Below are 14,856 nucleotides of genomic sequence, written 5' to 3'. Positions count from 1 at the left end.
GCCGGCGCGGCCCGCCGCAGCCCGGCGCAGCCCCGGCCCAGCCGCCGGCCACAGCGCCTGGCGCCACCGCAGAGAATGCGCCGTGAATATCTCGGCCCTCTTCATCTCCCGCCCGGTGGCCACCACGCTGCTGGCCATCGCGGTGCTGCTGGCGGGGGTGATGGGCTATCTGCGGCTGCCGGTCTCGGCCCTGCCTGTTGTGGACTTCCCGACCATCGAGGTCAGCACGCAGATGCCCGGCGCCTCGGCCGAAACGGCGGCGCTGCTGATCACGGCGCCGCTGGAGCGGCAACTCGCCCAGATCTCCGGCCTGTCCAGCATGTCCTCGGTCAGTGGGCCGGGGGTCAGCCGCATCACGCTGCAATTCGCGCTGAACAAGAGCATGGACGAGGCAACGCAGGATGTGCAGGCGGCGCTGGATGGCGCGCGCGGCACCCTGCCTTCCAACCTCCCCTACCCGCCGGTCTATTCCAAGGTGAACCCGGCGGACCCGCCGATCGTCACCCTGGCCATGTCTTCCGACACCCTGCCCATCGCCCGGCTCTCGGATACCGCCGATACGCTGCTGGCGCAGAAGCTGGCACAGATCAGCGGCGTCGGCCGCGTGACGGTGCAGGGCAACATGCGCCCCGCCGTGCGGCTGCGGATCGACCCGGCAAGGCTGGCCGCCTATGGCCTGGGCATGGAGGCGGTGCGCACCGCCGTCACCAACGCCAACCTGAATTCGCCCAAGGGCTCGCTGGACGGGCCGCGCCAGTCCTCCACCATCCTGGCCAATGACCAGATCTCCACGCCCGCCGAATTCGCCGATGTCATCATCACCTACCAGAACGGCGCGCCCGTGCGGCTGCGCGATGTGGGTGATTCGGTGGAGGCGCTGGAGAATGCCCGCAATGGCGCCTGGCACAATGGGAAGGAAGCCATCCTGATCGACGTGCAGCGCCAGCCGGGCGCCAATATCGTCGATACCGTATCCCAGATTCAGGCCATCCTGCCGGAGCTGCGCGCCGCCATCCCGGCTGGCGCGCGGCTGGAGATGGTATCCGACCGCACCGAGACCATTCGCGCCAGCGTGCATGAGGTGCAGTTCACCCTGGTGCTCTCCGTGGCGCTGGTGGTGGGCGTGATCTATCTCTTCCTCGGCAGCCTGCGCGCCACCTTCGTGCCGGCGGTGTCGCTGCCGCTCTCCATCATCGGCACCTTCGCCGTGATGTCGGCCATGGGCTACTCGCTCGACAATCTCTCGCTGATGGCGCTGACCATCGCGGCCGGCTTCGTGGTGGACGATGCCATCGTGATGATCGAGAACATCGTCCGGCTGATGGAGAAAGGAAAGAAGCCGCTGGAGGCCGCCTACGAGGGCTCGCGGCAGATCGCCTTCACCATCGTCTCGCTGACCCTGTCGCTGATCGCGGTGTTCATCCCGTTGCTCTTCATGCAGGGCGTGGTGGGCCGGCTGTTCCGTGAATTCGCGGAAACGCTGACGGCGACGGTGCTGGTCTCCATGGTCGTCTCCCTCACCCTGACGCCGATGATGTGCGCCCTGGTGCTGCGGAACCCGGCGGACAACAAGCCGGGCCTCGCCGCGCGCTGGACCACGCATTCCTTCGACTGGCTGCGGGACCGCTATGCCGGCGCCCTGGCCTTCACCATGCGGCATCAGGCCGCGACGCTGCTGGTGGCCACGGCCAGCGTGGTGCTGACCGGCTGGCTTTACGTCGTGATGCCCAAGGGCTTCCTGCCGCAGCAGGATACCGGCCTGGTGCTGGTCAATACCGAGGCGCCGCAGGATGTCTCCTTCGCCCGCCTCGCGGAGATGCAGGACGCGCTGGCGGCCGTGGTGGCGCAGGACCCGGCGGTGGCCACGGTGGCTTCCGTCGCGGGCTCCGGCACGCTGAACCCGGCGCAGAATACCGGTCGCATCACCGCCGTGCTGAAGCCGCGCGCCGACCGCGACGCCGATGCCTTCGCGGTGATCGAGCGGCTGAAGGTGGCCATGGCGCGGGTGCCCGGCATCGTCGGCTATCCGCAGGCGGTGCAGGATATCCAGATCGGCGCCCGCGCCACCACCACGCAGTACCAGTATGTGCTGACCGACGCGGATGCGGATGAGCTGGCGCAATGGGCGCCGCGGCTGCTGGAAGCCCTGCGCGCCCGGCCGGAACTGCGCGACGTCGCCAGCGACCAGCGCAACGAAGGCCTGCGCATGGCCGTGCGGGTGGACCGGGATCGCGCGGCGCGGCTCGGCATCTCGATGCAGGCGGTGGTGAACGCCCTCTACGACGCCTATGGCCAGCGGCAGATCTCCACCATCTATGGCCAGAGCAACCAGTACCGCGTGGTGCTGGAAGCCAGCGACCGTATCCGCACCGATGCCTCCGCCATCGGCCAGCTTCGCGTCACCGGCGCCAATGGCCAGGTGCCGCTGGCCGAGATCGCCAGCATCACCCGCACCAATGGTCCCTTGCTGGTGACGCGGGAGAACCAGTTCCCGGCCGTCACCCTCTCCTTCAACCTGGCGGAAGGCTATGCCCTGGGCGCCGCGGTGGATGCGGTGCGCGCGGCGGAGGCCAAACTGGGCATGCCCTCCACCATCGCCGGCCGCTTCACCGGGGATGCGGCGGAGTTCACCAGCTCCCTCGCGGGCCAGCCGTTGCTGATCCTGGCGGCGGTGGTGGTGATCTACCTCGTGCTGGGCATGCTCTACGAGAGCTTCATCCATCCTGTCACCATCCTCTCCACGCTGCCCTCCGCCGGCATCGGTGCCCTGCTGGCGCTGGAGCTTTTCGGGATGGAGCTTTCGGTGGTGGCGTTGATCGGCATCATCCTGCTGATGGGCATCGTGAAGAAGAATGCCATCATGATGATCGACTTCGCGCTGGAGGCGCAGCGCGACCATGGCATGGCGCCGCGGGAGGCGATCCGCGAGGCGGCCCTGCTGCGCTTCCGCCCGATCATGATGACCACCGCCGCCGCCCTGCTGGGCGCCCTGCCGCTGATGCTGGGCACCGGCACGGGCTCGGAGCTGCGGCAGCCGCTGGGCGTCGCGATTGTCGGCGGGCTGCTGCTTTCCCAGATCATCACGCTCTTCACCACGCCCGCCATCTATCTGGCGCTGGAAGGCGCCCGGGCGCGGTTCGACCGCTGGCGGCAGCCGAAGCCGGCGGCGGCGGAGTAGCCGATGTTCTCCATCTCCGCCCCCTTCATCCGGCGGCCGGTGGCCACGCTGCTGCTGGCGGTGGGGCTGGCGCTCTTCGGCGCGGTGGCCTTCATGCGGCTGCCCGTCTCGGCGCTGCCGCGCGTCGATATCCCCACGGTGCTGGTCACCGCCAGCCAGCCCGGCGCCAATCCGGAAACGCTGGCGGCCACCGTCATCGCGCCGCTGGAACGCCGCATCGGCGAGATCGCCGGCATCACCGAGATGACATCCAATGCCTCCACCGGCAGCGGCAATATCATTGTGCAGTTCGACATCTCCCGCACCCAGGCGGATGTGGCGCGGGATGTGCAGGCGGCGGTGAACGCGGCGCGGCAGGACCTGCCCTCGGGCATGCCGAACCCGCCCAGCGTGCGCAAGTTCAACCCGGCGGATTCGCCGGTCTTCATCCTCGCCATCACCTCGGACCGCCTGCCGGGCACGGGGCTCTACGACCTCGCGGACAGCACGGTGGGCCCGCTGCTTTCCCGCGTCACCGGCGTGGCGCAGGTGCAGGTGGGCGGCGCGGACCAGCCGGCGGTGCGGGTGGCGGTGGACCCGGCGGCGGCCTCGTCGGCCGGCATCTCGCTGGAAGATATCCGCACCGCCATCAACAGTGCCAATGTCACCGGCGCCATCGGCAGCATCGACGGCGCCGGGCAATCGGCGGCGCTGTCCCTCAACGACAGGCTCAGCCGCGCGGAACAATTCTCCACGCTGGTGATCAAGGCCACCGACAGCGGCATCGTCCGCCTCTCCGGCATCGCCCGCGTCACCGATGGCAGCCGCAACCGGCGGCAGGCGGCCTGGTACAACGACCGGCCTTCCGTGCTGCTGCAGATCTACAAGCAGCCCGATGCCAATGTCATCGAGGTGGTGGACGGCGTCCGTGACCTGCTGCCGGAGCTGGAATCCTACCTGCCCGCCGGCACGCGGCTGGAAGTGCAGAACGACCGCTCCACCACCATCCGCGCCAGCGTGCACGAGGTGGAGAAGACGCTGCTGATCTCCATTGCCCTCGTCATCGTCGTCATCGCCATGTTCCTGCGGCGGAAATCCTCGGTGCTGGCGGCCAGCATCTCCGTGCCGCTCTCGCTGCTGGGCACGCTCTGCGTCATGTGGTGGCTGGGCTATTCGCTCAACAACCTCTCGCTGATGGCGCTGACCATCTCGGTGGGCTTCGTGGTCGATGACGCCATCGTCATGATCGAGAACATGGCCCGGCTGCGGGAGCGTGGCGTGCCGCCGGTGCAGGCGGCCCTGGAAGGCGCGCGGGAGATCGGCTTCACCATCATCTCCATCACCGTCTCCCTGGTGGCGGTCTTCCTGCCGCTGCTGGCCATGGGGGGGGTGATCGGCCGGCTGTTCCGCGAATTCTCCGTCACGCTGGCCACGGCGGTGGTGCTCTCCGGCATCATCTCCCTCACCGTCACGCCCATGGTGGCGGCGCGCCTGGCCGGCGCGGCGCATCGCCCGCCCGGCCGCTTCGGCCGCGCCTTCGAGGGCCTGATGGAATGGCTGGTGCGCGGCTACCTCCGCAGCCTCGGCCTGGTGCTGCGCTTCCGCTGGCTGACGCTGCTGGGCACGGTGGGGCTGGTGGTGCTGACGGTCTGGCTTTACGTCATCGTGCCCAAGGGCTTCTTCCCGGAACAGGATATCGGCCTGTTGCGCGGCACGGTGCAGGCCGCCCCCGATACTTCCTTCGCCGCCATGCAGGTGCTGCACACCCGCGCCGCCGACGTCATCCGTGCCGACCCGGCGGTGGAGAATATCAGCGGCTCCATCGGCAGCGGCTTCAATTCCTCCACCAATTCCGGGCAGTTCTTCATTTCGCTGAAGCCGCTGGGGCAGCGGCCGCCCATCAACGAGGTCATCGCCCGCCTGCGCGGCCCGCTCTCCACCATTCCGGGCGCTTCGGTTTTCCTGAGCCCGCAGCAGGAGCTGATGATCGGCGGCCGCCCCGGCAATGCCTCCTATTCCTATAGCCTGCTGGGCCCGGACCTGGACGAGCTGCGACGCTGGACCGAGACCATGGTGGAGAAGCTGCGCGCCACGCCCGGCATCAACGATGTCTCCTCGGACCAGGAACGCACAGGGCTGGTGAACCGGCTGGTGATCGACCGCGATGCCGCGGCGCGGCTCGGCGTCGGCATCGACGACATCAGCAACACCTTCAACGACGCCTTCTCTCAGCGGCAGGTCTCCACGATCTATGGCACGCGCAACCAGTACAAGGTGGTGCTGGAGATCGACCCGGCGCTGCAACAGGATGCGACGCAGTTCGACCGCATCTTCGTGCCCGCCGCCGATGGCACCCAGGTTCCCCTGAAGGCCCTGGCCCGCGTGGTGCGGGACGTGGCGCCGTTGCGGGTGACGCATCGCGGCCAGTACCCGGCCACCACGATCAGCTTCAACCTTTCTCCCGGCCTGGCACTGGGCGAGGTGCCAGCGCTGCTGCAGCGGACGGAGCTGGAGATCGGCATGCCCGACACCATCCGTGGCCAGTATGGCGGCAATGCCGCCGCAGCGCAGTCCTTCGCGCGGGACATGCCGCTGCTGATCCTGGCGGCGCTGGCGGTGATCTATATCGTGCTGGGCGTGCTCTACGAGAGCTTCATCCACCCATTGACCATCCTCTCCACCCTGCCCACGGCGGGCATCGGCGCGCTGCTGGCCCTGCTGGCGACGAATACGCCCATGTCCGTGATCGCGCTGATCGGCGTGATCCTGCTGATGGGCATCGTGAAGAAGAACGCGATCATGATGATCGACTTCGCGCTGGACCAGGAGCGGACCAACGGCACCGGCAGCCTGGAATCCATCCTCGCCGCCTGCCGCGACCGCTTCCGGCCGATCCTGATGACGACGCTGGCCGCCCTGTTCGGCGCCGTGCCGCTGGCTGTGGCCTCCGGCCCGGGCTCGGAACTGCACCGGCCGCTGGGCATCACCATCATCGGTGGCCTGCTGCTGTCACAGTTGCTGACGCTCTATACCACCCCGGTGGTCTACCTGGCGCTGGACCGCTTCCGGCGCCGCCGCCCTGCCCCGGCCGCCGCGCCGGCCGAGTAAGCCGGTCGGTCCGCCACAGAAATGGAACCAGCCGGATAGCTTGGCGTTTTCCCTGCACTTGCATGTTCCGCAGCGGCGGGGCGGGATAGAAAGGAGCAGGCATCCGATGAGGCAGCGAAGTTCCGTCGAAGAAAGGCTCCGGGAGCGGCTGGAGCAGGTGAATGGCGGCGGCAAGGCCGCTTCCGGCACCCAGGGAGCCAAGGGCCCCCAGGGCCGCAACGCCACAACTCCGACCGAGATCCCCAGCCATGGCTGGTGGTCCATCGCCAAGCGCGTCGCCACCGAGACCAACAACGACCGCGTGATGACGGAAGCAGCCGGCATCACCTTCTATGCCCTGCTGTCCCTCTTCCCCGGCCTGACGGCCCTGGTCTCGATCTATGGCCTCTTCGCCGACCGGGCGACCATCCAGAGCCACCTCTCCGACCTGTCCGGCTTCCTGCCGGAAGGCGGCATGAACATCATCAACGAGCAGCTGGAGCGGCTGGTCTCTAGTCCGCAGCAGGCCCTGGGCTTCGGCGCCATCGTGGGCCTGCTGGCGGCGCTCTGGAGCGCCAACCAGGGCACCAAGGCGATGATGGACGCGCTGAACATCGTCTATGAGGAGGAGGAGAAGCGCGGCTTCATCTACCGCACCCTGCTGTCCCTCGGCATGACTTTCGGCGCCCTGATCTTCGTGATCGTGGCCATGGCCGGCGTCATTGCGGTGCCGGTGGTGCTGAACTTCCTCTGGCTTGGGGAGGGCGTGGAGACCATCATCAGCCTGGTGCGCTGGCCGATCCTGCTGGTGGCCATCACGGTGCTGCTCGCGGTGCTCTACCGCTACGGCCCCAGCCGTGAGACCGCGCGCTGGCGCTGGGTGAGCTATGGCGGTATCTTCGCCGCCGTCCTCTGGGTCATCGCCTCCGCCGGCTTCACCTTCTATGTCAGCAGCTTCGGCAATTACGACGCGACCTATGGCTCGCTCGGCGCCGTCATCGGCTTCATGACCTGGATCTGGATTTCCTCCATCGTGGTGCTGGTCGGCGCCGAGCTGAATGCCGAGATGGAGCACCAGACGGCGCGCGACACCACCACCGGCCCCGAGAAGCGCATGGGCGAGCGTGGGGCCAAGATGGCGGATACCGTCGCGAAGTCCTGAGGATGCAGCGGCCGCTTCACGGGAAGCGGCCGCGCCGCCGCCTCAGCGCAGCGGGAAGCCCATGCGGCGCAGCGTGGCCTTCATGGCATCGCGCCCATGCAGGTCGGCCGCGGTGCCGACACGCTTGAGCATCCGCCCCACCCAGCCCTGCGCGCCGATGCCCTGGGCCGCCGAGAAGCCGGCCAGGGTGGTGTCGTAATCCTCCACCGCCGCGGCCTCGGCCGAGGCATCGTAGCGTTCCCGGTGCAGCACGGTGGCCTGCGGCAGGCGGGGCTTGATCTGGGCGGGCGCTGCCGGGTCTGGCCGGCCGACGCAGAGGCCGAAGAGCGCCATGGCGCCCGGCGGCAGGCCCAGTTCCTGGCCCACTTCCTCCGGCTTGTTGCGCAGCGCGCCGATATAGACGGTGCCGAGGCCGAGCGATTCCGCCGCCACCACGACATTCTGCGCCGCCAGCGCCGCATCCACGGCGGCGACGATGAAGGCTTCCAGGTAGTCCAGTCCTTCCATCGGCTGGCCATGCCGCTCCCCCAGGCGCCGCAGGCGCGAGGTATCGGCGATGAAGCAGAGGAAGAGCGGCGCCTTGGCCACGAAGCCCTGCCGGCCGGACAGTTCCGCCAGCCGCGCCCGGCGCCCCGGGTCTTCCACCGCCACCACGCTCCAGGCCTGGAGGTTGGAGGAAGTGCTGGCCGACTGGCCCGCCGCCACCAGCGTCTCCAGCGCGCCTTCCGGCAGCGCATCCGGCAGGAAGGCGCGCACGGAGCGGTGCGACAGCAGTGCCTCCAGCACCGCGTTGGAAGGAATCGCGGCTTCCGGCGCGGCCGCGCCGTAGCGGGCCTGGAACAGGGTGGAAAGGCTGTGGTCCATGGGGGCTTCTTTCAATCAGACAGCGGCGCGGCGGGAACGGCGTCGGGCGCCGCGCGGCGCCGGCGGCACCGGCAGGCGCAGGGCCTCGTACATTCCCTCCAGAAGATCCCCAATGGCATAGCGTGAGCGCCAGGTCACCCAGCGTTGCCGCCGGTGCCATTCCCGGTCCAGCCGCAGGTGGCAGGCGTTGCAGGCCGCCACCAGCACGCGCGGGTCGCTCTCACGCGGGTCGTGCTTGGCATGGCAGCAGGCCAGGGAGACCGGGCGCCGCCAGGCGCGACCATCGCCATAGTCCAGGATATCGGGCGTCGGTGCCGGGCGGCCGCGGCGGTCGAACCACTCGCCATTGCCGGCGGTCCAGCGGCCATCCCGAAGCTGCACGATGCGGGCGCCATGTGGCTTCCCGCAGTATTCGCACTGCCCCCCGGCGCGGCCAAAACGCACCGCGCTGCTGATCGCCGCCCAGTTGCTGGGGTAGAGGCGGCGCATTTCCGGTCGGATCGGCATGAAAACATGGCTAGCATGCTGAATCGGCTATGTGAATCCTTGATCCGCGCCCTTCACGCCAGAGTTTCAGGCCTGGGCTTGGCACTTTCCGAGGCTCCATCGGCACGATCACGGCTTTTCTAATTGCGAATCGCTCTCACTCGCAATTCTATAGGCGCTCCAGCCGCAGGAGGTCACCATGCAGCACCACCGTTCCATCGGCACCACCAACCTCGTCGCCCTGATGGCGGCGCACCGGCAGGCGCAGCCCCGGCCGACGCAGAATGGTGCCTTGCGGCGCGACCCCACCGGCCTGCCGCTCGACCCACGGGAAATCGACCGCATCGCCGAGCAGCTCTGGCAGGCGGAGGCAGTGTCGGACCGGCCGACACGCGCCTCCGTCTGAGGGCGGTTCAGGCGGCCTGCGCCAACCCTTCCCGCAGCCCGGCCACCAGCTCGAAGGAGCGGAGGCGGGCGGCGTGGTCGTGGATCTGTGCCGTGACCAGCAGCTCATCCGCCCCGGTCTGGCGCAGGAAGCCATCGAGGCCGCGCCGCACCGTCTCCGGCGCGCCGACGAAGGAGCAGGCCAGGGCCCGCTGCGCGCCGGCCAGCTCATGCGGCGCGGCGTAATCCTCTATGCGGTTCACCGGCGGCGGCAGCAGGCCCGGCGTGCCGCGCCGCAGGTTCACGAACTGCTGCTGCAGGGAAGTGAAAAGCCGCGTTGCCTCCGCATCCGTCTCCGCCGCCACCACATTGGCGGCGACCATGGCATAGGGCTTCTGCAAGGTCTCGGAAGGCTTGAAGCCATCCCGATACATTTGCAACGCCTGCATCAGCAGGTCCGGCGCAAAATGAGAGGCGAAGGCGAAGGGCAGCCCCAGCATCGCCGCGAGCTGCGCGGAGAAGAGGCTGGAGCCTAGCAGCCAGACTGGCACCCGCAGGCCGTTGCCCGGCACGGCCCGCAGCGCCTGGTTGGGCTGTGCGGGTTCGAAATAGGCCAGCAGTTCCACGACATCCTGCGGGAAGCTGTCGCCATGGGCGTCGAGGTTGCGGCGCAGGGCGCGCATGGTGCGCTGGTCGGTGCCCGGTGCGCGGCCCAGGCCGAGGTCGATGCGGCCGGGGAAGAGCGCCTCCAACGTGCCGAACTGCTCGGCCACCATCAGCGGCGCATGGTTGGGCAGCATGATGCCGCCGGCACCGACACGGATGCGCTGCGTATGCGCCGCCACATGGCCGATGACCACCGCCGTCGCGGCGCTGGCGATGCCGGGCATGTTGTGGTGCTCGGCCAGCCAGAAGCGGTGGTAGCCCAGCGCCTCGGCCTTCTGGGCCAGGGACACGCTGTTGCGGAAAGCCTGCGACACGTCCGAGCCGGCGGGCACCGGAGCGAGGTCGAGGACGGAAAAGGGAATCATGCGGAACACTTTCGGTAGTGAAGGAGCGGCCTGTGCCGCGCGTCACCACTTCAGATGTGTCCGCGACCACCGCCCTGCCAGGGCCGGGCCGTCATTCCTGCCCTGTGGAGCCGACGCGCAGGGCTTCCGCCAGGGCCTGGAAGATGCCTTCGGCGGCGATGTCCTGCCTCCTGCCCCGCCCTGGCCGGTCGCTGCGCCAGAGCAGCCAGTCGGTGCGGCGGTCTGGCCGTGCCGTGGCGCCGGGCAGTGCCGGCTGGTGGTCTCCGTAGGCGCAGAGCAGCAAGGGGCGGTGCAGCCGCGTCGCCGCGTCGGCCAGGGTGCCCAGCATGGCATCGGCATCCCGTAGATGCTCCAGCCACCGTGCCTGCGGGTTTGGGCCGGGCCAGGGGCCATGCGCCTGCATGGTGACGGCGAAGATGAGAACAGGGCCGGTGGCGCTGGCAAGCTCCTCCACGATGCGCGTGGCCACGGCGGCATCGGCGACGTATTTGCCCAGGCGCGGGGCGCCACGGAACTGGTGGATGCTCTCGAAGCGTTCGAAGCCCAGCGCCGGCATGACGCGGTGGCGGCCGAAGAAGCGCCGGTCGAAGGGATGCAGCATCAGCGCCCGGTAGCCCGCCGCCCGCAGCGTGCGCGGCAGGGACCGTAGTAGCGGCGAGGCGAGGCGATAATAGGGGTTGAAGCGGTCCAGCCCCTGCGCTTCCGCCGCGATGCCGGTCAGCGCCGCGAACTCCGCCCGCATGGTATTGGCGCCGAAGCCGTTCACCACCAGCCGGCCACGCGCCAGGGCCTCGGCCCCCAGCCGGTCCCAGTGCGGCAGCAGGTCCGGCGGCAGGTCGGCCAGCGTACCGCGCGGGTCCCAGAAGGATTCGGCCTGCACCAGCACCACATGCGGTAGCGGCTCCGCCGGCTGGAAGGCGGGTGGCGTGGCGGGGTGGGCCGCCCGCCGGGCCACGCGTTCCTCCGCCGCCACGGCGCGGTAAAGGGACAGCGTGCCGATCATGCCGAAGCACGCGGTATCCACGAAGGGGTCGCGCGAAATGGCCTGGCGCAGCCGGCGCGGCGGGTTGAAGAGGGCCAGCGTCAGGGCCAGGGCCAGCAGCAGCAGGGTGGCGCGGGCAGCCCAGGACAAAGGCGCCGGGTGGCTTTCGGCCGAGAGCAGCAGCGCCAGCGCCGCCAGGCCGAACAGCAGGCCGCCCACCACCCAATGCGTGCCGGCGAAAGGCAGGTAGAGCGAAGGGTGCCGCACCACCAGCGGCAGCATGGCGGCATCGCTGAAGACCACCGGCTCATCCAGCACCGCGCGCTTGGTGGCATCCGCCAGGGTAAGCCCGGCGATGGGCAGCGCCGCCGAAACGCCGGCGAACCAGGGCAGCCCCGTCAGCCCCAGCAGCCCCGCCGCCATGGCCAGGGGAAAGGCGAGATCCAGCCAGAGCGCCGCCGCGCCATGCGCCCGTGCGACGCGCCGGCCGGTATACCAGGCCAGCAGCGGCAGGAGGAAAGCTGGCAGCGAAGCGAGAATCGTGGTCAGGGGGTCAGGCGCCATGCGGTGTGGCGGGCTCTATAGACCAGTTGATGCCAGGTCATCAGGCGCATCCTTCGTCACTGGCCGGCGTTGCGCGGAATGGCAACCGAGAAGGAGCCGCGCCATGCGCCTGCTGCCCCTCTTCACCGGCCTGGCGGCCCATCTGGCCTTTGCCGCCGCCGGCACCGCCGCCAGCCTGGGTGCCTATAGCTGGAAGGATCGCGTCATCGTGGTCTTCGCCGACCAAGCCAGCGAGGCCCTGGCCGACCAGCGCCGCCGGCTGGAAGCCGCGCGCCCGGCGCTGGAGGAGCGCGACATGGCCGTGCTGGCCGTGATCGGCCCCGACCGGGTGGAGCATTGGATGGGCCCCAACCGTGGCGGCGAGGCAGCCGCGCTGCGGCAGCATTTCAAGGTGCCTGCCGGGCAGGCCTTCGCCATCTTCCTGGTGGGCAAGGACGGCGGCACCAAATGGTCGGCGCAGGAACCATCGGACCTGGAACCCGTCATCGGGCTGGTGGATGGCATGCCGATGCGGCGGCGGGAAGCGGCGGGCGGCTGAACCGCCCGCCCCTGCCCGGCTCAGTTCAGGCCGGCCAGCACCTTGGCGGAGGCGCCGGAACGCTCGCCCAGCTTGGCGCCCTTGGCCACCAGCGCCTGGCCTTCCAGGCCGCGCGCCTGGGTCTCGATGGCGCGCCGGGCCTCGGCCTCGGCTTCCTCGGGCGGCAGCACCAGCACGCCGCAATCGTCGCAGAGCACCGCGTCGCCCGGGTTCACCACCACGCCGCCGATGGCGACCGGCACGTTCATCCGCCCGCCCAGGTCGTAGATGCGGGTGGTGATGGGGGCCATGCCACGGCACCACATCGGGAAATCGGAGGCCTCGATTTCCTCGATATCGGTGCAGGGCCCATCCACCACGCCGGCCTTGGCGCCGGCGGCCTTGGCGGCCACGGTCACGCCGCCGCCCCAGCAGGCATGGCGGTCATCGCCCAGCCGGTCCACCAGCAGGATATCGCCGGGGCGCAGCAGGCCGAGCGCGTGGTGCAGCAGGGTGGAATCCGGGCCGGGGATCTGCAGCGTCACCGCGGTGCCGGCCACGCGGCGGCGCAGCAGGCCCTGGATGCCGCGGTTCACGAAGCCCCAGTGGCGCCAATGGCCAACGGTCGCCGTCTCGGCCTTTTCCAGCAGCTCGATCACCTCGGCGCTGATCTGGCCCGGCATCGGCTCAACAACATATTTCGGCATCAATTGCGTCCCATGGCATTCGAGAAACCCATCAGGCGCTCAACGATCAGCACCATCAGGAAGGCAAAGGCGATCAGGCTCATCGCCAGGGCGGCGATCAGCGGGTCGGCGGACTGGTCGGCGTAGCGGAACATCTCCACCGGCAGGGTCGAAAGGCGCGGCCCTACCAGAAAAAGGCTGATCACCGTCTCGTCGAAGGACACGAGAAAGGTCAGCACCCCGGCGGCGATGGCACCCGGCGCCGCATTGGGCAGGGTGATGCGCAGCGCGGCCCGCAGCGGGGTTGCGCCCAGCGTCCAGGCCGCCGCCTCCAGTTCCTTCGGCACGGCGGCGAAGGCGGTGGTCATGATCCGCACGGCGAAGGGAATGGCGACAAGGCAATGCCCCAGCACCAGCCCCGGCCAGGTGGCGGCCAACCCCAGCGGTTGCAGCACCAGCAGCAGGGCGAGGCCCAGCACCAGCGTCGGCAGCAGCAGCGGCGCCGCCAGCAGCGCCGCCAGCACGCCACGGCCGGGAAATTCCAGCCGCGCGATGGCATAGGCGGCCGGCCCACCCGCCAGCAGGGCCACCGCCGCCACCACGCTGGCCAGGATGGCGCTGGTGCCGAGCGCCGACATCAGCACGCTATTGGAAGCCAGCGCCACATACCAGCGGGTGGAAAAACCCGGCGGCGGAAAGGTCAGGTATTCCCCGGCGCTGAAGGAGAGCACCAGCACCAGCGCCGCCGGCGCCATCAGGATGGCATAGCCGATGGCGGCGAAGACCCGCAGCATCCAGGTCGGCTTCATGCGCGCCTCCCCGGCAGCCAGCTGAAGACACCGCGCAGCAGCAGCAGCGCCAGCAGCCCGGCCAGCAGCAGCATCGCCAGCGCGGCGGCGGCGGGCCAGTCCACGCTTTCCAGTGCCAGATCATAGATCTCGGTGGCCAGCACGAAGACGCGGCCGCCGCCCATCAGCTTGGGCGTGATGAAGGCGGAAATGCCCAGCACCACGTCCAGCAGCCAGGCCGCCAGCAGCGCCGGCGCCGCCAACGGCAGCGTGACGCGGAAGAAGGTGCGGACCCGGTTGGCGCCCAGCGTCGCCGCCGCTTCCTCCAGCCGACCGTCCAGACGGCCGAGGCCAGCCAGCAGCACCAGCACGGCATAGGGCATCAGGCTTTCCACGAGGCCGATGCGCACGCCGGTCCAGTTGTTGATCATGCGCAGCGGCTCGCCGACCACGCCCATGCCTTGCAGCACCACGTTGATCAGCCCCTGGTCGCCCAGGATGGCCATCCAGCCCACAAGACGCGCGGTGCCGGAGATCAGCAGCGGCGCGATGCCCATCAGCGCCAATACGCCGCGCCAGCGTGGGGAGGCCGCGCGCACCAGCAGCGCCACCGGCAGCGCCAGCAGCACCGCCATGGCGGAGGCACTGGCCGCGAGCGTCACCGTGTCCCAGACCAGTTGCCAGGTGAAATCGTCGCCCAGCAGCTTGGCATAGCTCTCGCCGGTGACGGCCACTTCCATGGCGCCACTGTCCAGCGTGCGGTTCAGGCTGATGCGGAAGAGCGCGGCTAGCGGCCAGAGAAAGGCGATGCCCAGGATGCAGAGCGCCGGCAGGGCCAGCAGCCAGCCGATCACGCCGCTGCCTCCTGCGCCGGAAAGACCAGTAGGTCATTGGCGCGGAAGGCCAGCCGCAGCGGCGCGCCGGGCTGCATCTCACGCCAGGCGCCCTCGGCGCTGGCATGCACCTCGGCGGTGACGGGGCCGGCGGCGGTCTGCGCCTCCAGCGACACGACCTCGCCGGTATAGACGCGGCGGGCCAGGGTGCCTTCCAGCAGGTTCTCGATGCCGGCGGGCGCCGCCTCGCCCGCACCCAGCAGGCGCACGCGGTGGGGGCGCAGGAAGGCTTCCACCCGCCCGGCCGGCGCGGCA

Annotated in this window: 13 protein-coding genes; 5 read left to right on the top strand and 8 right to left on the bottom strand. The window is 69.7% G+C overall.

The genetic code is table 11. From position 1 onward, the window contains the following. Positions 1-82 precede the first annotated feature (82 nt). The 3 genes from IBL25_RS19055 to IBL25_RS19045 all read left to right on the top strand — a co-directional run bounded on the left by IBL25_RS19055 (position 83) and on the right by IBL25_RS19045 (position 7,406). Complete coding sequence (locus IBL25_RS19055; RefSeq protein WP_187780103.1) at positions 83-3,178, top strand: efflux RND transporter permease subunit; 3,096 nt, start codon at positions 83-85, stop codon at positions 3,176-3,178. A 3-nt stretch (positions 3,179-3,181) separates the two neighbouring features. Then, entirely contained in the window at positions 3,182-6,265 is a 3,084-nt protein-coding gene (locus tag IBL25_RS19050) for an efflux RND transporter permease subunit (RefSeq protein WP_187780102.1), read from the top strand. 106 nt (positions 6,266-6,371) lie between these two features. Beyond that, positions 6,372-7,406 (top strand): YihY/virulence factor BrkB family protein, encoded by a 1,035-nt coding sequence (locus IBL25_RS19045; RefSeq protein WP_187780101.1) that lies wholly within the window; start codon positions 6,372-6,374, stop codon positions 7,404-7,406. A gap of 42 nt (positions 7,407-7,448) precedes the next feature. Here the strand turns inward: IBL25_RS19045 and IBL25_RS19040 are convergent, their stop codons facing one another. Next, on the bottom strand, positions 7,449-8,270 hold the full coding sequence (locus tag IBL25_RS19040) for an NADPH-dependent oxidoreductase (RefSeq protein ID WP_187780100.1): 822 nt from the start codon (positions 8,268-8,270) through the stop codon (positions 7,449-7,451). 15 nt (positions 8,271-8,285) lie between these two features. Then, positions 8,286-8,777 carry a hypothetical protein gene (locus IBL25_RS19035; protein ID WP_187780099.1) on the bottom strand — a complete coding sequence of 164 codons (492 nt, stop codon included), beginning with the start codon at positions 8,775-8,777 and terminating at the stop codon, positions 8,286-8,288. A gap of 178 nt (positions 8,778-8,955) precedes the next feature. Here IBL25_RS19035 and IBL25_RS19030 point away from each other — a divergent pair, with 178 nt between their 5' ends. Further along, a complete protein-coding gene (locus tag IBL25_RS19030) occupies positions 8,956-9,162 on the top strand; it encodes a hypothetical protein (RefSeq protein ID WP_187780098.1) in 207 nt (68 codons plus the stop codon). A 7-nt stretch (positions 9,163-9,169) separates the two neighbouring features. On the opposite strand, the gene IBL25_RS19025 is transcribed toward IBL25_RS19030, so the two are convergent. Further along, positions 9,170-10,171: an LLM class flavin-dependent oxidoreductase gene (locus IBL25_RS19025; RefSeq protein ID WP_187780097.1), complete on the bottom strand. Its 1,002-nt coding sequence runs from the start codon at positions 10,169-10,171 to the stop codon at positions 9,170-9,172. Between the two features lie 91 nt (positions 10,172-10,262). Further along, positions 10,263-11,717 carry an LTA synthase family protein gene (locus tag IBL25_RS19020; RefSeq protein ID WP_187780096.1) on the bottom strand — a complete coding sequence of 485 codons (1,455 nt, stop codon included), beginning with the start codon at positions 11,715-11,717 and terminating at the stop codon, positions 10,263-10,265. Between the two features lie 103 nt (positions 11,718-11,820). Between IBL25_RS19020 and IBL25_RS19015 the strand changes: the two genes are divergently transcribed. Next, positions 11,821-12,255 carry a DUF4174 domain-containing protein gene (locus IBL25_RS19015; RefSeq protein ID WP_187780095.1) on the top strand — a complete coding sequence of 145 codons (435 nt, stop codon included), beginning with the start codon at positions 11,821-11,823 and terminating at the stop codon, positions 12,253-12,255. A 20-nt stretch (positions 12,256-12,275) separates the two neighbouring features. Here IBL25_RS19015 and IBL25_RS19010 read toward each other — a convergent pair whose 3' ends face one another. The 4 genes from IBL25_RS19010 to IBL25_RS18995 form a co-directional block, all read right to left on the bottom strand. Next, positions 12,276-12,941, bottom strand: coding sequence for an RraA family protein (locus tag IBL25_RS19010; RefSeq protein WP_187780094.1), 666 nt, complete (start codon positions 12,939-12,941; stop codon positions 12,276-12,278). Further along, on the bottom strand, positions 12,941-13,729 hold the full coding sequence (locus IBL25_RS19005) for an ABC transporter permease (RefSeq protein WP_187780093.1): 789 nt from the start codon (positions 13,727-13,729) through the stop codon (positions 12,941-12,943). Before IBL25_RS19005 ends, IBL25_RS19010 begins: the two co-directional genes overlap by 1 nt. Continuing rightward, positions 13,726-14,562 (bottom strand): ABC transporter permease, encoded by an 837-nt coding sequence (locus IBL25_RS19000; RefSeq protein WP_187780092.1) that lies wholly within the window; start codon positions 14,560-14,562, stop codon positions 13,726-13,728. Before IBL25_RS19000 ends, IBL25_RS19005 begins: the two co-directional genes overlap by 4 nt. Continuing rightward, positions 14,559-14,856 (bottom strand): TOBE domain-containing protein (locus tag IBL25_RS18995; RefSeq protein WP_187780091.1); only part of this gene is annotated, 298 nt, incomplete at its 5' end. The genes IBL25_RS19000 and IBL25_RS18995, both read right to left, overlap by 4 nt.

Source organism: Pseudoroseomonas ludipueritiae, from assembly GCF_014490445.1.
GTDB lineage: Bacteria > Pseudomonadota > Alphaproteobacteria > Acetobacterales > Acetobacteraceae > Pseudoroseomonas > Pseudoroseomonas ludipueritiae.
Note: the sequence above shows the minus strand (reverse complement) of the source record. Positions and strands in the feature narration are given on the sequence as shown.